At 39.6% G+C, this 18347-nt stretch carries 15 protein-coding genes; 7 read left to right on the plus strand and 8 right to left on the minus strand.

The features are described from left to right. Positions 1-113 precede the first annotated feature (113 nt). Together AC5YD2_RS02050 and AC5YD2_RS02055 are read right to left on the minus strand one after the other, a co-directional pair. Positions 114-1481, minus strand: a complete 1368-nt coding sequence (locus AC5YD2_RS02050; protein WP_496124722.1) for an MATE family efflux transporter — start codon at positions 1479-1481, stop codon at positions 114-116. 39 nt (positions 1482-1520) lie between these two features. Then, a complete protein-coding gene (locus AC5YD2_RS02055; protein WP_496124723.1) occupies positions 1521-1982 on the minus strand; it encodes a DMT family transporter in 462 nt (153 codons plus the stop codon). Positions 1983-2096: 114 nt separating this feature from the next. Between AC5YD2_RS02055 and hemW the strand changes: the two genes are divergently transcribed. Both hemW and AC5YD2_RS02065 read left to right on the plus strand, forming a co-directional pair. After that, entirely contained in the window at positions 2097-3251 is a 1155-nt protein-coding gene (gene hemW / locus AC5YD2_RS02060) for a radical SAM family heme chaperone HemW (protein ID WP_496124724.1), read from the plus strand. 142 nt (positions 3252-3393) lie between these two features. Further along, positions 3394-3828: a hypothetical protein gene (locus AC5YD2_RS02065; RefSeq protein WP_496124725.1), complete on the plus strand. Its 435-nt coding sequence runs from the start codon at positions 3394-3396 to the stop codon at positions 3826-3828. A gap of 139 nt (positions 3829-3967) precedes the next feature. On the opposite strand, the gene yddG is transcribed toward AC5YD2_RS02065, so the two are convergent. The 3 genes from yddG to AC5YD2_RS02080 form a co-directional block, all read right to left on the minus strand. After that, positions 3968-4885 (minus strand): aromatic amino acid DMT transporter YddG, encoded by a 918-nt coding sequence (gene yddG, locus AC5YD2_RS02070; RefSeq protein WP_496124726.1) that lies wholly within the window; start codon positions 4883-4885, stop codon positions 3968-3970. Positions 4886-4975: 90 nt separating this feature from the next. After that, the gene (locus AC5YD2_RS02075; RefSeq protein WP_496124727.1) at positions 4976-5596 is read right to left on the minus strand and encodes an SRPBCC family protein; all 621 of its coding nucleotides are present in this window, start codon (positions 5594-5596) and stop codon (positions 4976-4978) included. Positions 5597-5790: 194 nt separating this feature from the next. Then, positions 5791-7614, minus strand: a complete 1824-nt coding sequence (locus tag AC5YD2_RS02080; protein WP_496124728.1) for an acyl-CoA dehydrogenase C-terminal domain-containing protein — start codon at positions 7612-7614, stop codon at positions 5791-5793. A gap of 236 nt (positions 7615-7850) precedes the next feature. On the opposite strand from AC5YD2_RS02080, the gene AC5YD2_RS02085 reads away from it, so the two are divergent. Both AC5YD2_RS02085 and AC5YD2_RS02090 read left to right on the plus strand, forming a co-directional pair. After that, positions 7851-8078: a hypothetical protein gene (locus AC5YD2_RS02085; RefSeq protein ID WP_496124729.1), complete on the plus strand. Its 228-nt coding sequence runs from the start codon at positions 7851-7853 to the stop codon at positions 8076-8078. Between the two features lie 4 nt (positions 8079-8082). Then, positions 8083-10188 (plus strand): hypothetical protein, encoded by a 2106-nt coding sequence (locus AC5YD2_RS02090; protein ID WP_496124730.1) that lies wholly within the window; start codon positions 8083-8085, stop codon positions 10186-10188. A gap of 66 nt (positions 10189-10254) precedes the next feature. Here the strand turns inward: AC5YD2_RS02090 and aroE are convergent, their stop codons facing one another. After that, complete coding sequence (aroE, locus tag AC5YD2_RS02095; protein WP_496124731.1) at positions 10255-11043, minus strand: shikimate dehydrogenase; 789 nt, start codon at positions 11041-11043, stop codon at positions 10255-10257. Between the two features lie 647 nt (positions 11044-11690). Continuing rightward, the gene (hemF, locus tag AC5YD2_RS02100; protein ID WP_496124732.1) at positions 11691-12635 is read right to left on the minus strand and encodes an oxygen-dependent coproporphyrinogen oxidase; all 945 of its coding nucleotides are present in this window, start codon (positions 12633-12635) and stop codon (positions 11691-11693) included. Positions 12636-12881: 246 nt separating this feature from the next. Here hemF and hemN point away from each other — a divergent pair, with 246 nt between their 5' ends. Then, the gene (gene hemN, locus AC5YD2_RS02105) at positions 12882-14255 is read left to right on the plus strand and encodes an oxygen-independent coproporphyrinogen III oxidase (protein ID WP_496124733.1); all 1374 of its coding nucleotides are present in this window, start codon (positions 12882-12884) and stop codon (positions 14253-14255) included. 54 nt (positions 14256-14309) lie between these two features. Here the strand turns inward: hemN and ribA are convergent, their stop codons facing one another. After that, complete coding sequence (gene ribA / locus AC5YD2_RS02110; RefSeq protein ID WP_496124734.1) at positions 14310-14912, minus strand: GTP cyclohydrolase II; 603 nt, start codon at positions 14910-14912, stop codon at positions 14310-14312. 329 nt (positions 14913-15241) lie between these two features. Between ribA and dxs the strand changes: the two genes are divergently transcribed. Continuing rightward, the gene (gene dxs, locus AC5YD2_RS02115) at positions 15242-17146 is read left to right on the plus strand and encodes a 1-deoxy-D-xylulose-5-phosphate synthase (RefSeq protein ID WP_496124735.1); all 1905 of its coding nucleotides are present in this window, start codon (positions 15242-15244) and stop codon (positions 17144-17146) included. A 119-nt stretch (positions 17147-17265) separates the two neighbouring features. Continuing rightward, complete coding sequence (locus AC5YD2_RS02120) at positions 17266-18096, plus strand: inositol monophosphatase family protein (RefSeq protein WP_496124736.1); 831 nt, start codon at positions 17266-17268, stop codon at positions 18094-18096. The last annotated feature ends 251 nt before the right edge of the window (positions 18097-18347 follow it).

Raw genomic sequence — 18347 nt, forward strand, 5'->3', positions numbered from 1 at the left:
TTTATTTATTCGATATACAAAAAATGAGCCTGATCATTCAGGCTCTATTTTAGATTCTAAGCAGGTCGATCCATCATCACTCAATCCTGCTTTACATCATTTTAAAAATGTTTTTAAGCGTGGGGTGATGAGGCTTCTAAGCGTTTATTATTCATATACAGTCGTGTGAGTAAGAGCACACATGCAATGCTTAAACCGACAATCAGTCCAATCCACACACCTGCAGGTCCCATATCAGTAAAGCGAGACAAATAAACACCCACAGGGAAGGCGATGACCCAATATGCAATCATGGTGATCCACATAGGACCTTGAGTATCTTGCATACCACGAAGACATCCTGCGGCACTGATTTGCCATGCATCCATCAGTTGATACGCCACAGCAAATAGAACGAGATAAACCGCAATTTGAGTCACGACTGCGTCAGATGTATAAAGCGCCACGATTTGATGTCTGAACACCCACAGTAAAATCATGGTCATCAATGCCAAAATGGTAGCTGTTGCCAAACCAATCCATTGCACTTTGCGCATAGCCCCCCAATTTTGCTCTCCATAATAAGTACCAATACGGATGGTCAACGCAATCGCAAGTGACATGGGAATCATAAACAGTTGTGAGGTAATCGAGATGGCAATTTGATGTGCAGCCACGATGGTTTCGCCCAAAGGACTTAAAACAATTGCAGCAGTACTGAAAATACTCACTTCAAAAAAAATAGCTAAACCAATAGGAAAGCCGAGCATTAAAATACGTTTTAGCCAATAAGGATTAATTTTCTCCCAATGGGTCAGCGGTTGCGTACTTTGGTAAACCTTATTTTTAAAAATATAAATTGCTAATGTAATAAACATCATCCATTGCAAAATCGCTGTTGCAAAACCACAGCCAGCACTACCTAAAGCAGGAATTGATCCTAAACCATACATAAAGAGATAGTTCATCGGAATCAGCACCAATAGCGACAATAAGCTGATGACTGTCACAGGTCGAGGATGTCCAATGGCTTCAGAGTAGCCACGCAATGCTGCATACATCGTCACTGCAGGCATACCAAAACCAATCGCATGTAAGAACAACCCGGCTTTAGGTTGTAATGATTCAGGGACGCCTAGAATCGGTAGGGTTGCAGGGAGTAGTTGCAAAATTAATCCCGCGATAATCCCCAATACCAAAGCGACCCATAATGATTGACGTGTAATGGTCGCGATTTTTTCAGGTGTTCGAGCACCATATGCTTCAGCAACCAGAGGTGTGGTTGCAATCATGATTCCACTAAAAAGTAGCATCACAGGAATCCAAAGACCCACACCCACAGCAATCGCAGCAAGGTCGGTTGCAGACAAATGCCCCGCCATAATGGTATCAATAAGTCCCAAACCCGCTTGAGAAAATTGCGTAATTAAAATGGGGATCATCAAATGAAATAATTTTTTTAATTCATAGCTCAATGATGTCGCAGATGAAACATTAGACACAAAAAGTACTCATATATTTTATGTGCTTAGATGTAAGGTTTAGCGTTGTAAAGTGAGAAGCACACCAATAAAAATCACCACGCCACCCAGTAAGCGTTGCCCATTAATCGGTGTTTGATCAGCCCCTAAAAAACCAAAATGATCGATGATCATAGAAGTCAGAATCTGTCCAAAAATAATTAAAGCGGACAATGTCAGAAAGCCTAAATGGGGAGCAGTATATAAACTCATACTGATCGCATAAACACCAAGTGATCCACCGATCCACAAATACCAAGGGATTTGTGAGATCAGTTCAAGACTTGGTTTTTCCACTTGTTGAAAAAACACCATGACGGCGAGCAGTATTGTACCAATGAAAAATGATAAAAGGGCAGCTTGTAAGGGTGAATATAAAAATTCGCGAAGTTGTGTATTGATCGCTGTTTGAATGGACATAGCAATGCCAATTCCAAAGGCGAGCGGCAAAAATAAGAGCAAATGATTTGATATTTTTAACATCCATATTATCCATTTATTGCTTATAAATTAGTCTAAAGTAAATTTAAAACAATATCGGCAGTGTAGTGATGTAGACATGTTAAAATGTGATTTTGAAATTTTTGAGCTTGTTCCTTGGCTGATTTAAATCCTGCATCTATTCCTTTGTCTCTATATATCCATATGCCGTGGTGTGTGCGTAAATGTCCATACTGTGACTTCAATTCTCATGCAGTGCCGAACGGTGCGTTATCTGTGGAGCTTGAACAGGAATATTTACAGGCTTTGGTTGAGGACTTTAAAACGCAGGTTGATTTTACTCAAGGTCGCCAAATTCATAGCGTCTTTATTGGTGGGGGAACACCATCGCTTATTTCAGCAATAGGCTATCAATGGTTGTTCGAACAACTCCAAGTCATCATTCCTTTTGAAGATGGCTGTGAAATCACTTTAGAAGCCAATCCAGGTACAGTGGAACATGATCCGTTTGCCGATTATTTAGCGGTAGGGATCAATCGACTGTCGATCGGAGTACAAAGTTTCGATACTGATCATTTAGAGAAATTGGGTCGAATTCATTCGAATAACGATGCGATTTCTGCGATTAAGAATGCGCATGAGGCAGGCTTTGAGCGTATTAATGTGGATTTAATGCATGGTTTGCCAGAGCAGTCACTTGAACAGGCACTTTTAGATTTAAGGCTTGCGGTGGAAAGCGGGGCAACGCATATTTCTTGGTATCAATTGACCATTGAGCCCAATACGGTGTTCTTTAGAACTCAGCCCATTTTACCTGTAGATGAAGTGCTTGAAGACATTCAAGAGCAGGGTGAGGCATATTTAAAAGCCAATGGTTTCATCAATTATGAAGTATCCGCTTGGCGTAAAGAAAAGCCATCTGCGCATAATTTAAATTATTGGGAATTTGGAGATTATCTGGCGATTGGAGCAGGGGCACATGGCAAAGTCACTCTGAAAGATGGTGTTTATCGTTTTCAAAAAACACGTTTACCCAAAGATTATCTGGCTAAAGTTCCTGCTGAAAACCTGCAGTTCAAAAAAATTGAAGCTGAGGAAATGCCTTTTGAATTTATGATGAATGCGCTACGTCTGAATGAGGGTGTAGATGCTAAAATTTATACAGAACGCACAGGATTAAATTTATCTCATATTGAGCCAGTTTTAACCTCTCTACGTCAAAGACAGTTAATGGTGGATGATGAGAATCGTCTTGCTTGCAGTGAACAAGGGCATATATTCCTCAATTCAGTGTTACAAGAATTCTTATAAGGGCTGAACTGAATGTAAGGAATTGATGAAGAAATCTGTTGGTACGTTAAAATTTATACTTCGAATGTAAGCAAACCTGATTTTATCGACATCTGTTGAGAGAATGATCAAATACATTTTTTAATTCTTTCAAGGTGATGACATGAAATATTTTTTAACAACCGCATTATTAGGTTTTGCACTGGTTGGTTGTGCAGACAAGAAAGAAGCGACTACCCCGACTTCTGCTGAACAAGCGACGAGTCCCGCTACGTCAACAAATACAGCAACTAACACAGCAAATAATGAAACAGCAACTGCGATCGAGCAAACAGCCCAAGCAGAACAAGAGATTCACTTTACAGGACCTAACGATCTTACGATCGGATTAAAAACCACTGATAATTTTGAAACAGCACAGTTAACGGATAATTCGGATCAAACCTACCAACTTAAACGCGTTGTTTCAGGAAGTGGAATTCGATTAGCAAATGAAGCGGGTGTCTCAATCCACTTTAAAGATTTTAATGGTATAAAGGAAGGTACTGTTGAGCTTGTGAAAGATAAGCCCATTGAAATTAAAGAATTTAAAAAGTAAGTTAAGTGAAAGATCTGTAATTTAAAGATGAGCTTTAACTAGTTGAAAATAAGTCATTGATGCTTTATTTCTGAATGCTGTTAGGAATGAAAGACTTCAAGTTATAAAATTTGAAGTCTTTTTATTTGAGCGATATCTTCTAAGGTGGCGGTGTTTGGGATTTGGTGGCAAACCAACATAGAATTGCGCCTGCAGTCACCATAAATACACCTTGCCAGAAGGCAAAGGACAGTGATGTGTTTAACAGGATTGCAGCGATCACAGCGGATAGCACAGGTGTGAAATAGGATGCACCCGCAAGTAAGGTCAGATTGCCTGAAATAATTCCAACATTCCAAGCGGCGTAGCCTAAACCTAATGCACCCGCAGCCATAAATAGCATCATGCTAGATTGGTAGGTGAAATGTAGTGTTGCTTCACCTATGAATAAATACTTAATCCAGAGTACAACCGCGGCGAGGGCAAAGAATAAAGTCACCACATTTTTGCCTTGCGACATTTTGACGGTAATGGAGCAATAGGCGGCCCAAATCATCGCAGCCAGGAAGGCAAGTCCATAACTGATCGGATTTAGTCGTACATTTTGGTACATCTGCATGGGATCAAATCCAGCCTCGCCACCTAAAACCCAGCAAATGCCGACTAAAGCTAAAATACAGCCAGGAAATATCAAGACATTACTTTTGACGTTATTAAAGATGATCGCAAAAATTAGGGTAAACGTTGGCCAAAGATAGTTCACCATACCCACTTCAATGGCTTGGCGATTATTTTGTGCATAACCAATGGAAAGGGCAAAACACAATTCATAGCTGACGAACATTAGGCTACCCCACCATAGATATGGCTGAGGTACACTAGATAGTTTAGGTAGTCCAACAGTCATCCATAAGATGACTGAGGCAACACTATAAATGAGCGCTGCTCCACCTACGGCTCCAAAGCTTTCACTGACACTGCGGATAAGACCGACATTGGTACTCCAAAAGAGAATCGCAGTCAGACCAATCAATGTTGCCATTTTCCGATTGAGCGTTGGCAATGCATTTAAAATCATAGAGCGACTCATCCATTGAGTGAAGTATTTTTAACCGTATTTCTCCTTAATATATGTGGGATAAATCAAAATAGATAGGGATCAAACTCACTATTTTACAAGTGCTTGAGCTTCAATATAGTGTTTTAAATGATTCGCCATCTCCCATTGAGAACCTATAAAACGATACAGTGCTTCAACTTCAACTTTGGTTGAACCCTGAATAAATTTTTCATCTAAAGTAACCTCAATGGTACGTTCAAATTCAGTCGTTTTGGAGTCAATACGCTCAAACTCGTAAGTAATTTTTGAGTGAATCGGAATTTGCGCGAATTGCTCAATTCCAGCAATGACGAACTTTTTATTTTTTTCAAACTCAACCACATGCCATTCATTGGTCCAGTTTTTAATTCCTGAGATTGGACTGGCGATGGATTCTTTAAACACGGTGTTTTTTCCAACTTTAATATTTTTTGGCTCGATGGCCTGAGTCACACCTTGATTAATCTTAGGCCATTGATTCACATCAGTTAAGATTTGAAAAACTTCATCTACTGGACGTTGAATCTTGACTTCAGCAGATCCGCTTGCACTGTAATTTAAGTTTTGAGTTGGATAAGTAGCTTTGTTTGTTAGATTCTGAGTATCTGTTTTGGCATAGCTGAGTGAACTAAACATGAGGCTACTCAATGTAAATGTAGTAAACATCGATGCGATGAGTATCTTATTCATATGATTAACTCTTCAATTAAAGGTTTTGTTTTAAAAAGGAAATATTTTTAATGAACAGTAAAATATGACTGGGACACTTTTATTTAGCTGTTATTTTTTTGTATAAACATGAGATTGTTTAACGTATAAGCAATATACCTCAATAAAAAAGACCGCATTAGCGGTCTTTTTGATCACATTAGCAATACTAAGAATTAGTAATCAAAGCTAAAGTGTTCAGGCGCAAGTGAAGTCAAAGTCTTCGATGGATTGACCATAGATTCAGCATGACCTTGCGTACGAGGCAACAAACGCTCGAAATAGAAATCTGCGAGTTTGATTTTAGCTTTATAAAACTCAGGTGTTTCAGAACCTTCACCTGATGCCAATTTTGCTGAAGCAACAGCCGCTTGTTGAGCCCAGTAGTACGCCATCATCACATAGCCAGAGAACATCAAATAGTCTACAGATGCAGAAGATACGATGTCACGGTCTTTACGTGCTGCAAGCATGATACGAACAGTTAACGCATTCCATTGAGCACACGCTTTGGTCAAGTCCCATGCAAAACGACGCATGTATTTGTTACGTGCATGTTGACCACAGAATTTTAAGATTTCAGCGGTATAGTCACGAACCACTTTACCTTTAGAAGACAAAAGCACTTTACGACCGATTAAATCAAGCGCTTGAACACCTGTTGTACCTTCATACAACGTCGAGATACGTGCATCGCGTACGATCTGTTCCATACCGTGTTCTTTGATATAACCGTGACCACCAAAGATTTGCATACCGTGATTTGCTGCTTCTAAGCCAAGTTCGGTTAAGAAACCTTTAAGGATTGGGGTATAGAAACCCAATTTATCATCGTAATCATCGAATTTAGCCTGATCACCTTGAGCTAAAGCATCTGTCATTTTGTCTGCAAGCTGTGCAGCATGATAGATCATTGAACGACCGCCTTCGGCAATCGCTTTTTGTGTCATCAACATGCGACGTACATCAGCGTGGTGAATGATTGAATCCGCGACTTTCTCTGGTTCTTTTTTACCTGAAAGTGCGCGCATAGACATACGTTCTTTTGCATACGGTAAAGAGCCTTGGAATGCCAATTCAGCATGCGCTAAACCTTGAACCGCTGTCCCAATACGTGCAGTGTTCATAAAGGTAAACATGGCATGTAAACCTTTATTCTTCTCACCGATCAAGTAGCCAATCGCTTCATCGAAGTTCAATACCGCTGTCGCAGAAGCACGAATCCCCATTTTGTGTTCAATTGAACCACAAGTCACAGGATTACGTTCACCGACACCACCATCTGCTGTTGGAATGAATTTGGGTACAATGAACAATGAAATGCCTTTTGTTCCTGCTGGTGCATCTGGTAGGCGAGCAAGTACAATATGAATAATGTTTTCAGTCAGATCATGTTCACCTGCCGAGATGAAAATTTTCGTCCCTGAAATTTTGTATGCACCATCTGCTGTCGGTTCGGCTTTGGTCTTCACTTGACCTAAGTCTGTACCACATTGAGGTTCAGTGAGACACATCGTACCTGACCAAGTGCCCGCAGTTAGATGAGGCATATAAGTATTTTTTTGCTCTTCAGTACCAAACTGCATGATGGTATTCATACAGCCCATACTTAAACCTGGATACATGGTAAATGACCAGTTCGCCGTTCCCATCATTTCTGATTTAACCAAATTCAAAGACATGGGTAGTCCTTGACCGCCGAACTCTTCAGGATAGGACAGCCCTTGCCAACCACCTTGAACAAATTGGTCATAAGCTTCTTTAAAGCCTTTTGGCGTTGTGACTTCACCGTCTTTAAAGTGACAGCCTTCTTCATCACCTGATTGATTCAGTGGTGACAGAATATTTTCACAAAAGTCTGCTGCACCTTCAATGATCATATCAATCGTATCTGAATCTGCAGATTCGCCGTTGCTTAGCGTTTTATAGTGCGCAGGGTAGTCGAAGACTTCGTTCATTAAGAAACGAATATCACGGACGGGCGCTTTATATGCTGGCATGGGTATATTCCTAATTTGAAAAATTTGGACGATTAAATCGATATATGCATTATTGGCGTTATATAACGAAAATACATTGATAATTGCGATTAAAAAAAATGTCAGAAATGCAAGTAATACTTTAATTTTCCCATGAGTATTTATTCTTTTTTTTGTTATAATTATCCTCACTTATTTTTCTTGTTGATAACAAAAAAATGACTAAATCTATATATAATAAGGCTTAGAGATACATAATGAAATTAAGATATTTAACTATTTGCGTGGCGGGTTTTACTTTAGTAGGTTGTAGTTCTCATGTCATAAAATCCAATTCAACTCAGCATAATGCGAATACAGTACAGCGTCTTATCGACGGAACTAACGCTATTTATGATTATCCTGAATTTGATTATCGCGGCAGTATGGCGATTCAGTTGTCTATAACTGAGCCGAAATCTAAATTAAAAAAAAACAAAAAATAGTGCAGTGCTAGATCATCAACTGCAAAAAAAGCTCGATCAATATTTACTGCGACAAAATATTAAATTAAATAATCAACAAAAAAAGGCAATCTTTCATTCGATTACACAGTATCAAACAGGTATATCACACCCGTCGAGTGATGAGGATGAAACCTACAGATACGTCCAAAATATTTTTAATAATTTACAGTTCGATTATGATGGTACTGTGAATTATCGTCAGCAAATGGCGACATTCAACATCGCTGCAAAATATCAAAAAGACAATTTATTGGTTCAAGCTCGTATACCATCCGTCTTAGATTTTAAAAATTTTAAGTTTTATACCAATATCAATTCTGTCTTACCGTTTCTGACTGATCCATCGCAAAGCAATCGATTTGCTTATTTTGATTTTTCTGAATTTGCGCCATTGGTATCCGATCTTGATCAAAAAGCATTGATTCAATTTCTCAAAGAAATTAGTGCTGTGTCTTATCTGCTCACACCTGATCGTCAATTTGAACAATTACCCCTAAGTGCTGAAGAAATCAAACAAGGGGGTGTTGAAAAAATAAGGATTCGTGCTACAGCTGAAGAATGGCTATTGCATTCAGAGTTATTTACTTCGGTGAATCGCACCTATCTGATGAACTCCATTTTAAAAATAGATCAATCGAAAATTGCAAAGTTGCAGGATAAAAAATCAGATGTAGAGCGTGAGGCAATTGATGCTGCTCATGAAGCAGCAAAAGAGATTGATTCACATCCTGAAGTTATGGCAGAGCAAGCCATGCTGGCGTTATATGATGTAGTGAATAACCATTTCAATGACAATCCTAATTCGGATGATGTGATTGAGGCTGAAGCAGAGCGTGAGAGTGTAGGTTCAGCGCCAGTGAGTCAAGTCGGTGCCACGACAGCTGAATGGGAAGATGAAGAACATGCGTTAGCACTGGAAGCGCTCTCAGAAGAGAAATGTTCTACGTTGGCTGAATCAAAGCAACAGGCAAAAATAGGTGATATTGAATATTGTAAGCAGTTTTATGCTGTTGATTTAATCAGTCATGAAACCGCTGACCAAAACAAAGGGATTAAGGGTGTACAAGCAGAATTAGAACAAGTTTTCTCGGTCTATAACAATGGTGATTTTATTAATGCTGAGCATTTTAAACAGCTATGGACCACACATTTGCCTGAAATTAATCAAGCTTTAGGTCATTCACAGCAGCGTAATCCAATTGTTGTAGATGTGGTACTGGATGCTCAAGGTCGTGCCATAGATCTGGATTATGATATACAGATGAATGCCGAAGAGATTCATCCATCGACCAAGTTTAAAATGAATTTAAGTATGGAGTTATTTAATTATGGTCAGGCCACCAAAATTGATCGACAGCAACTTCGGGAAGCTCAGCCTTTTGCGAAAGCATTTAAAAATAGCTCGCTTGCTCAGTTATTGAATTCCACTAAAAAGGTGAATTCAGAAGGCACCTCTAGCATGAGTTGGGATGAACAACTGGCTCAGTTGGCTGAGCAAACTTATGCAAATACAGGTTCTTATGAAAAAACTTATCAGGCGGTGTTCATTGCTAAATTGGCGGCTGAACAGCCAGAAGTTGTTCAATATTATTCTGCCCAAGACTTGCAAGAGATTGCGGCTGTGTATGCGTATAGATTTTCAGATGAAGAGCGGTATAATTTAGAAGGTACAGCACTTCAACAAAATAAAGCTTTGCAGAAAAAACATCACTTAATGCTTGAGGCTGAAAATGTTTTTGATGAAGCATTAGGCAGTGGTGTGGATGAGCTTGTGACAACCGTGATTGATGCGCAGCAACCTCAATATGACATTGAACAGCTCCAAAAAAAATACAAATCAACTGAGACAGTCTTTTCGCACTACTATCAAACGCAATTTAAACTGACACATGACTTGGCAGATGATGAGGTTGATCTGGTTGCAATGAAAAAGACCGCTGATATCTTAGGTCAAGCTTATGTGGCATTTAATCAGCGAAAATTTGATGAAATGGTCATCCAGCATTTAGATCAAAATACGCTGATCTATATTGATTACGATCTGTTTAAACAGGTTTACCAAGTGGTATCTCAAGCGGGTTTAAAATAACGCAAACACCCAAAAAAAAGAGCCTGATTCAGGCTCTTTTTTTATTACATTCAATGCTTAAAGTGTTTAGATAAAATCATTTAAATCGGGTTTAACGCCATTCCAAATCGAAAATGACTCAATCGCTTGCCCAACTAACATGCCATAGCCTTCTGAATAGGCAACGCCACGTTCCTTAGCTTGATCTATAAAGCTTGAAGGCTTGCCGTATGCCATTTCATAAGCATGTTTAAATTGTAACGCTGGTGGGAGAATCAATGCTTCACCCGAAAGACTTGCAGAGGTGGCATTGATAATAAAATCAAAGTCACCCGCCAAATCATTTAAAGAAATTGCGGATAATTCACATTCAGGAACAGCGCTCTGAAGGTCTGCAACCAATTGCTCAGCACGAGCTATAGTACGATTGGCAATCACAATTTTTTTTACGCCAGCTTGAAACAATGGGTAGATTACACCACGAGTTGCGCCACCTGCGCCAAGAATCAGAATCGAACTGTTTTCTAATGACCAGTTTAGAGCCTGAATTGCATCAACTAAGCCTTGTCCATCGGTATTATCACCATGGAGTTTGCCATTTTGCATCCATAATGTGTTTACAGCTTTGGCAATTTTTGCACGCTCTGTGAGGACATCACATTGTGCGAAAGCTTGTTCTTTGAAAGGGACTGTGACATTCATTCCGACGCCATGATTTGAAAAGAAATCTTGAATGCTTTCAACAAATCCATCGATAGGAGCAAGGCGTTTTGAATATTGTAAGTCGATCCCGACTTTCTGGGCGAACGCATGGTGAAGTTCAGGAGAACGAGACTGTTCAATCGGATGACCAATGACTGCAAATTGTTTGCTCATTACGCAAAGTCCATGTGCTGAAAATGGTCATCAATATACGTCAAATTGGAGATGTACTAAAGCCAGAACTATAAAATGAAACATTCAAAAAGGACTAAAGAGTCAATTGCAGATTAATGTGTCGGATTACAGATATCGTTAAGGGTGCGGATACATAAATAAGAAATATTTATAATCAATCCAACGGTTGTAAAAACGATAAGGCTAATTCCAAAACTATCATTGAAGAGACTTTCAGAAAATATAGTTGTAATAATTGCACTAATAAATGCGATGAGAAGTACCCAAAAAATGAGAGCGGTAGAACTGATTTTGTTGCTTGGCATGAGAGTTCCCTCAAAGATGGAACCGAAAAATCTGCCATTGAGATGCAAATTGTTCTAACCATGTATGAATATAATGTCGACTACAGTGTACGCTATTTCGACACATAATATGCGGTCAAGCATGTCAAAAATGTGACAACATATATTTATTTTGCAAATGAATCGGAATCTAGCATGCAGTCATGTCAGTATTTTTTATTTATGAAAACGGGATGCAAGCTTTGTTAAATTTGTCAAATACGCTAGGTCCTAATACATTATAAATATAAATCCCATGATGAGCATGGGATTTATATGGCTAATGATAGTAATCATTATGGATTATTTATTCAGCTCAGATAACCAATCTCTTGGTTTTAGATAATAATCTGTTAAGCGTTTCTCAGGTGAATCTTCCTTCCATTCAGGGCGATAAGACCAACCCGTTAGCGGTGGGAGACTAACCAAGATGGATTCAATACGACCACCTGTTTGTAACCCAAATAGCGTACCGCGGTCATAAACCAAGTTGTATTCGACATAGCGTCCACGACGATACAGTTGGAACTCACGTTGCGCCTCGGTATAGGCTTTATCTTGATTGCGTTTAAAGATTGGTAAGATGGCTTCTAAGTAACCATTGCCAACGGCTTGAATGTACTTGAAGCAAGTTTCAAAATCCCATTGATTTAAATCATCAAAAAATAAACCACCGACACCTCGTTGTTCGTCACGATGTTTTAGGTAAAAGTAATCGTCACACCATTTTTTATGTTCAGCATAGACGTCTTCACCAAAAGGCGCACATAGATCATGTGCGGTTTGATGCCATGACAGCACATCTTCATCATTTGGATAGAATGGGGTTAAATCAAAACCACCTCCAAACCACCAAATTGGATCTTGTCCTTCTTTTTCCGCAACAAATAAACGGACATTTGCATGAGAGGTAGGGACATTCGGATTTTTGGGATGGATCACCAGTGATACGCCCATGGCTTGGGCTTTGGCACCTGCAATTTGAGGATGCCGCTCAGTTGCGGAAGCGGGGAGCTTTGAAATATTAATGTGAGAGAACATCACACCACCTTTTTCAATCACAGTTCCATTTTGCAAAACACGTGAGCGACCACCGCCACCTTCTGGACGTTCCCAATCATCAATTTCAAAGGTTGCAGTGCCACCGCCTGCAATCTCTTGTTGTTCTAAGCTTGCACAAATCCGTGCTTGTAAATCAAGAAGAAATTCACGGACGCGTTGAATATCTACAGAAGTAGGGTTCGACATGGCAAGCCTCTTGGCTAAAAGAAAAACTGAATACATCAAACCATAAATTAACTTAAAAATTAAGGTGATTTTCTCGATCTTTGTGATCGTTAGCGCATGAATTTTTCATATCCACAAGCGATTGAATAATGAAAATAGAACTTATTCCGACTGAGTTACTAGGTTGAATTGATTGATAAAGCTCAGCACAATGAGTCAAAGCATATTCATGCTGCTGTTATATTTAACTGTCATGGGGCCATTGCAATGTCGAATCCACTGAATTATCTCATTCAGAAATATAATGTTCCTGGGCCACGTTATACCAGTTATCCAACAGTACCTTATTGGGATGAGCATCGTTTTTCATTGGATTTGTGGAAGCAGTCGCTCAAGCGATCATTTGATGAATCGAATACAACACAAGGCATTAGTCTTTATATTCATTTACCTTTCTGCGAAAGCTTGTGTACTTTTTGTGGCTGTCATAAAAAAGTCACTAAGCGGCATGAGGTTGAACAGCCTTACATACAAGCTGTTTTAAAAGAATGGGCCTTGTATTGTCAGCTTCTTGTTGATCAGCCTATGATTAAGGAAATTCATCTGGGTGGTGGAACGCCGACATTTTTCTCAGCGGAACATCTTAAACGGCTCATTGAAGGCATATTATCTAAAGCAAAAATTGCGGATAAATATGAATTTAGCTTTGAAGGACATCCAAATAATACAACAAAAGAACATTTGCAGACCCTTTATGATTTGGGTTTTCGCCGTGTCAGTTATGGTGTTCAGGACTACAACGAAAAAGTACAAAAAGCGATTCATCGGATTCAGCCGTTTGAGCATGTAAAGCAAGTCACTGAATGGGCGAGAGAAATTGGATACACCTCGATCTCGCATGATTTGGTGTTTGGTCTACCATTTCAAAACTTAGACGATGTTTTAAATACGATTGAGCAAACCCGTTCTTTAATGCCAGATCGTTTGGCATTCTATAGTTATGCGCATGTGCCTTGGATTAAAGGCAATGGACAACGTGGCTTTAAAGATCACGATGTCCCTAAGGATGAAATGAAACGTCAATGCTATGAGGAAGGCAAAAATAAACTGCTTGAGCAGGGCTATCATGAAATTGGCATGGATCATTTTGCTCTGAAAGAAGATCCTATGTATCAGTCATTTCACTCAGGCTCATTGCATCGCAACTTTATGGGTTATACCGCATCTAAGACTCAAGTTATGATTGGGCTAGGTGTGTCATCGATTAGTGATAGCTGGTATAGCTTTGCGCAGAATGAAAAGAATATTGATGATTATTATGCGTGTTTAGAACAAGGACAAATCCCAGTTTATCGTGGACATCATTTGTCAGATGAAGATCTGGTGATTCGAAAACATATTTTAAATCTAATGTGTAGTTTTGAAACGTCATGGTCTGATTCGAAAATGAACTTTCCAGAATTGCCCGATGTGCTCAATCAATTAAGCGAGATGCAACAGGATCAATTGCTTGTCGTTAAAGAAGACTCGATCCATGTGACTGAGGTAGGAAAGCCCTTTGTACGGAATATCTGTATGGCATTTGATTTGAAACTAAAACGACGTATGCCGGAGAATCGAATATTTTCGATGACCATTTAATAGAAAATCTCCCTAATTTGATGGGAGATTTTTTTAATCAAGATTGATTTAAGCTTAGAAATCTTCTTTATCGTACATGTGCGACATGCGTTCATGCTTGGTTTTTAAGTAATCTTCATTAAATTTATTTAGCCCAACTGTTAATGGGACGCGATCAACTACGTCAATGCCTAGATCTGTTAATGCTTTAATCTTCAAAGGATTATTGGTCAGTAGCTTGACTTGTTTGATTTGTAAGTGATCCAGCATGATACTGCACATATCATAGCGACGTGCATCTGCAGGCAAATTCAGCAATAAATTGGCATCTACGGTATCGTGACCTTGATCCTGCAGGGCGTAGGCACGGATTTTATTGGTTAACCCAATTCCTCGACCTTCTTGGCGTAAATAAAGAATCACGCCTTGACCTGCATCATTAATCAGTTTTTGAGTGGCTTGTAACTGTGGACCGCAGTCACACTTCAACGAAGCAAAGGCATCACCCGTTAAGCATTCAGAGTGAATACGAACCAAAACAGGTGAGTTGGGTGCTGTTTCTAAACCTTTTGAGAGTGCTACATGTTCTTCGCCTGTTTGAGGATCCTGGAAAACTGTGATTTTGAAATCACCAAAAGCAGTAGGTAATTGTGATGTAGCAACAAACTCGATAGGCACAGCGACTTCCATTACATGTTCATAATTTAACTAAAGTATAGCTTAATGTTACGACCTTGGTGGTAGTAGTGTGAGTAAATTTAATCAGAACATTTTCTTTTTTTGTATAATGCACATAATAGTAGTTGATAAGTACCAAGGTTATTCAGGATAATCTACTTTACCTAACGACGCCCGATTAAGCAGCTGCTTAATAATGCACCAATATAAATGTGGTTGATTGACGGTAATTTTTTTTGATTCTTTGTATGTTCACATACGATTAAGAATCGAGTTAACCCATTTTACCTAGCTTAGGATTTGCCAGGCTTTAGAAGGCATTGCTACATATGTTGTATACCGAGATTCCTACTCAACGCCCAGTGACAACTTTGTTGGATGCTATTGATCATCCATTACAATTGCGCGAGCTAGCGAAAAACCAATTGGTTCAAGTCGCGGATGAGTTACGCCAATTTATTTTGTATGCAGCTGGTCAAAGCGGTGGACATTTTGGCGCAAATTTAGGTGTGATTGAGTTAACCGTTGCATTACATTATTGCTTTAATACGCCACATGATCGCTTGATTTGGGATGTGGGGCATCAAGCTTATCCACATAAAGTCTTAACAGGTCGCCGTGAACAGCTTACAACAATTCGTTCTAAAAATGGTTTAGCTGCTTTTCCAGCACGTGAAGAGTCGGAATTTGATACCTTTGGTGTAGGTCATTCATCCACTGCAATTTCGGCAGGCTTGGGCATGTCTTTGGCTCGTCGTCATTTAAAAAATCCTTGCGAAGTGGTTGCAATCATTGGTGATGGTGCAATGACAGCGGGCATGGCTTTCGAAGCGATGAATGATGCAGTCGCACACAATGCTGATCTGATCGTGGTGTTAAATGACAACGATATGTCGATCTCATGTAGCACAGGTGGTTTTGCTCAACATTTGGCTGCCATTTGGGAAAAAGGACATTCGGTACAGATTGATGAGAACGGTGTGCCTTATATCGAGCAACATCCTGAGTGGTCTTATAATTCTCGTTTACATCAATCTGCAACCGATGCGGCAGATAATTTATTCAGCGCTATTGGTTTTGATTACTTTGGCCCTTTCGATGGTCATGATGTCGATGGTTTGGTCAAAGTATTGAATGCAGTAAAAAAACGCAAAGGTCCGCGTCTGGTCCATATTTATACCAAGAAAGGCAAAGGCTTCGCACCGGCTGAATCTGAACAAATTAAATATCACGCCATTTCTAAAATCAATGCGACTGCATCATCAAATACAGCACCTAAATATTCGGATGTCTTTGGTCAATGGCTGTGTGATGAAGCACAATCAGATGATCGCTTACTGGCGATTACACCTGCGATGTGCGAAGGCTCTGGGATGGTTCAATTTGCGAAGCAATTCCCTGAGCGATTCTTTGATGTCGCGATTGCAGAACAGCATGCCGTGACTTTAGCTGCGGGTATGGCATGTGAAGGACTCAAACCTGTTGTTGCAATCTATTCAACATTCTTGCAACGTGGCTATGATCAATTCGTTCATGATGTCGCTTTGCAAAATCTAGATGTGACGTTTGGTATTGATCGGGCAGGATTGGTAGGTGAGGATGGCCCAACGCATGCAGGAGCATATGACTATGCCTTTATGCGTACTGTACCGAATATTGTGATCATGGCGCCAAAAGATGAGAATGAATGTCGCCAAATGTTACATACCGCTTATCAGTATAATGGTCCAGCGGCTGTGCGTTATCCGCGTGGTAACGGCTTAGGGGTTGAGATTCAATCTGAGCTAAGCACTTTAGAAATTGGTAAAGCTGAAGTTGTTTTAGAACTAAACTCAGAACATGATGATGGAATTACCATTCTGGCATTTGGTAGCCGAGTCAGTGTGGCTGTTGAAAGCGCGCAAGTTTTAGCGAAAGAATTAGATGTTGCAATCCGCGTCATCAATATGCGTTTTGTGAAACCGCTTGATGAACAAGTCATTCAACGCTTTGCAGAGAAAACCCAATTGTTTGTTACTGTTGAGGAACATGCAGTGATGGCAGGTGCGGGTAGTGCGGTGAATGAATATTTAGCTAAAGCACAGATTGTGAAACCAATATTGAACTTAGGCTTACCAGATCTATTCCAAGCTCAAGCCACGCATAGTGAAATGTTAAAAGAGAGTGGACTTGATGTGCAAGGCATTGAAAAATCGATCAAACAAACGTGGTTAAATACCATACAATTGGTTTGATTTAATTGACTTAAAATTTTAAAAACATTTTTCCCCTAAAAGCGTCGATATTTGTTAAAATGCCGGCGCTTTTATGCATTATTCTTTATCAGTTTCTTCAAATTTGTAGTGGGTGTTCAATGGAACCTATGGTGGTTATGGCTGCGCGTGCGGCTCAAACAGTTGGTCAAGAGCTTTTAAAAGCACATCAGAATCGTCATAAAATCGATCTGCAGGTTGAAGAAAAAGGTATCGATGGCCCTGTAACGCGTGTTGACCGTTATTTAGAAGAATTGACGATTGCAACACTGAAAAAAAGCTATAAAAATCACAGCTTCTTAGGTGAAGAATTTGGTTTGCAAGAAGGCAATGGTCACGATGCAGACTGGTGTTGGATTATTGATCCTTTAGATGGCACATTGAATTTTATCAATGGTGTACCACATTTCTGTATTTCTATCGCGGTTCAGCATAAAGGGATCACTCAGCATGGCGTGATTTATGACCCTGTGAAAGATGAGTTGTTCTCTGCAAGCCGTGGTCGCGGTGCAATGATGAATCAACGCCGTATCCGTGTGAACACAAAAGATAGCTTAGCAAACACTTTCCTTTCAGTCGGTCATGCTTATCGTAAAATTCGCAACGGTGAAGTGGTTTCATATGCAAAAAATCATTTTGAATCATTGCTCAATGTGACAGAAGCGGGTGCTCAATACCGTCGTACGGGTTCAGCTGCACTGGATCTTGCTTATGTTGCAGCAGGTCGCTTTGATGGATATTTCGAGCTTGGTTTGAAGCCGTGGGATATTGCAGCAGGCGAATTACTTGTGAACGAAGCGGGCGGAACAATGGTTGATGCTCGCGGTGGTACAGATTCAATGGAAAATGGCCAAGTATTGGCTTGTTCTATGAAAATGTTAAAGCCGTTAATGCAAGCAGTTGTACCTGCTTGGGGCGAAGCTGCTAAATAAGCAACTCAAATTTGAAAAAAATATTTCATGTTTTTTGTCTCATGAACTAAATAAAAGCTCTTATTTATAAGGGCTTTTCTTTATTTTGAATTATGATTTTAAGGAAGCAGAAGTTCACTAATAAGATTAAATCATTTATATAAAATGTAAAAAGTAGTAAAACTTAATGACATTATAAAAAAATCTGTTATACTCCGCTCACGCACTAAATTTCGTTCATTACCTGAACATTCTCTTCTATATTGTGTATG

It is taken from the genome of Acinetobacter sp. CY73, from assembly GCF_059515865.1.